Source organism: Bombilactobacillus mellifer, from assembly GCF_000970795.1.
GTDB classification, from domain to species: Bacteria; Bacillota; Bacilli; order Lactobacillales; family Lactobacillaceae; genus Bombilactobacillus; species Bombilactobacillus mellifer.
The window spans coordinates 1-2,406 of the sequence record NZ_KQ034030.1 but is presented as its reverse complement, the minus strand read 5'-3'; the positions used below and the strand labels follow the sequence as shown (position 1 = coordinate 2,406).

At 38.5% G+C, this 2,406-nt stretch carries 2 protein-coding genes; both read left to right on the top strand.

Translation table 11 applies throughout. From position 1 onward, the window contains the following. Window positions 1–145, top strand: a 145-nt coding sequence (locus JG30_RS09305; RefSeq protein ID WP_427846153.1) for a mucin-binding protein, incomplete at its 5' end; no start/stop codon positions are given. Window positions 146–318: 173 nt separating this feature from the next. Continuing rightward, window positions 319–2,406, top strand: a 2,088-nt coding sequence (locus JG30_RS08710; protein WP_143443929.1) for a BspA family leucine-rich repeat surface protein, incomplete at its 3' end; no start/stop codon positions are given.

Sequence of the window (2,406 nt, the reverse complement as noted above, 5' to 3'; positions counted from 1 at the left end):
TGCATGGAGTACGGACAATTGGGATGCCATTCAGATTCCTGTGTTCGCCGGCTATACTGCCAGCCAAGACCAAGTAGCAGCGCAACTGGTCACGGATCAAGATAGTGATCAAACTGTTGACGTCTACTACACGCCCACAAACTAGTTGTTGTGTAACTATATTTTTTAATTCAAGCTCTTCCTTTTAGGAAGGGCTTTTTATGTAATCCAAGCAAACATTCAAAATAGATTAATTTATTTCTTAGTAAAGTGCTAAGATAAATTTGTAACCGGTTCTATAAGGCTATATCTAACTTTACATAAGAAGGAGGAATTATTTTGAATCAAAAGAAAAGTATCGCACTGACCACGACATTCGTAGGGTTAGTGTGTGGGTTCGTCTTAACCCAACAACAAGCGGCTGCGGCAGCTACAAATGCTCCAGACCCCACAGCCACGAGTATGGTGGCTCCGCGGAGTACAGCAACTGCTAAATCTGCTGAACCTACCCAAAAGGGACAGCCTGTCAATAAGCAGACTAGTACACAAAAGGCTGTTACTAATACGGACACCGTTAACGAAACTGCTAAACAGAATCAAACTGCTGGAACTCAGTATACAGGTTCACCTGCGACGAACACAAGTACACAACCAGCTACTATCAGTAACAATCCGACCACTTCCGCACAACCACAACAGGAAACAGCAGCTCAGAACACGGCAGCTACTTCGTCAGCTAATGGTGCTAATGAGGCTACTCAGCCAGTGAGCCAACCTACAGCACCAACAACCACGCCAGCTGCCAAGGCCACAAATAGTACCAATGCCACCTCAAATACCACAGATCCTCAAGTAGAAACGATTGCCCAAGGTACTTGGGGCACCAGTAAGTGGGAATATACGCACCAAGGTGATGATTATATTTTACATTTCCATGCAGGCACATTAGGAACCAGCAGTCATAAAACTATAACAGATCCAAATGATAGTTATCTATACCATTACTTAGGCAGCATAGGTGCTAGCCCCGAAGTCTTCAATGGTAATTGGCAATGGAATGAAGAACTGACACAAATTATCATTGATCCGGGCGTGATAGCTAATCAGGATTCCAGTTATTTATTCGGACATTTAAAGAATCTAAAAAAGATTGTGGGTCTAGCCAATCTCGATACCACGAACGTTACTAATATGAGTTATATGTTTGAAGATTACCAAGGGGCTAGCTTAGATTTCAGCAATTTCAATACTACAAATGTTACTAATATGACAGGGATGTTCGCGGGCTATAAAGGTTCCCAACTAGATTTAAGTCATTTGGATACTTCTAAAGTGACTGATATGGCGGTAATGTTTGCAGGTTATCAAGGCCCTCAACTATATTTAAATCATTTGGATACTTCTAACGTGACTAATATGGAGGGAATGTTTTCAAATTATCAAGGTTCTCAAATTGATCTCAGTCATTTTGATACATCCAACGTTACTGATATGAATGGAATGTTTTGGGGTTGCACAAACGTAACCAGTTTAGATCTCAGTCATTTTAATACCGCTAATGTTACTAATATGTCCGAAATGTTTGGTGAGGATCGAAATGTTAATTTAAATTTCAGCAATTTTGATACTTCTAACGTTACTGATATGTCGGGGATGTTTGCATATTATCAAGGGAATAGTTTAGATCTCAGTAATTTCAATACTGCTAAAGTGACCGATATGCATGATATGTTTCAAAGTTGCGATTTAACCAGTTTAGATCTCAGTAATTTCAATACTGATCAAGTTACCAATATGAGATACATGTTTGAATACTGCTCAAACTTAACCAGTTTAAATTTAAGCAATTGGAATAATGAAAATATTACTGATATGCAAGGTATGTTTTATAATTGCTACAGTTTAACTAATTTAAATCTTAGTAATTTCCATACCACTAATGTGACTGATATGTCTTGGATGTTTTATGATTGCTACAGTTTAACTAGTCTAGATCTCAGCAGTTTTAATACTGCCAAGGTTACTAATATGGAATCTATGTTTGCTGAGTGTTCAAGTTTAGCTAGTTTAGATCTCAGCAATTTCAATACCGCTAACGTTGACTATATGCGTAATATGTTTGGAGATTGTATGAGATTAACTAGTTTAGATCTTAGCAATTTCGACCTTTCCAAAATTGTAGATATAGATAGCATATTTTATGCTTGTAGAAACTTAAATCATTTGATTTTAGGTCCCAACTTTCTATGGCCTTATGATACTATTTATGATGATCTTATGCTTCCTATTGTACCCAACGCCGGAACCAGACTTCTGGGTACTGATCGGGTAGTCGCCTCCCCTTATTGGGTAGCCACCAGTGGTTATCAACAGGGACACAAATATACTTCTCCTGAATTAATAGAATTAATCGGCCGCGATCAAGTT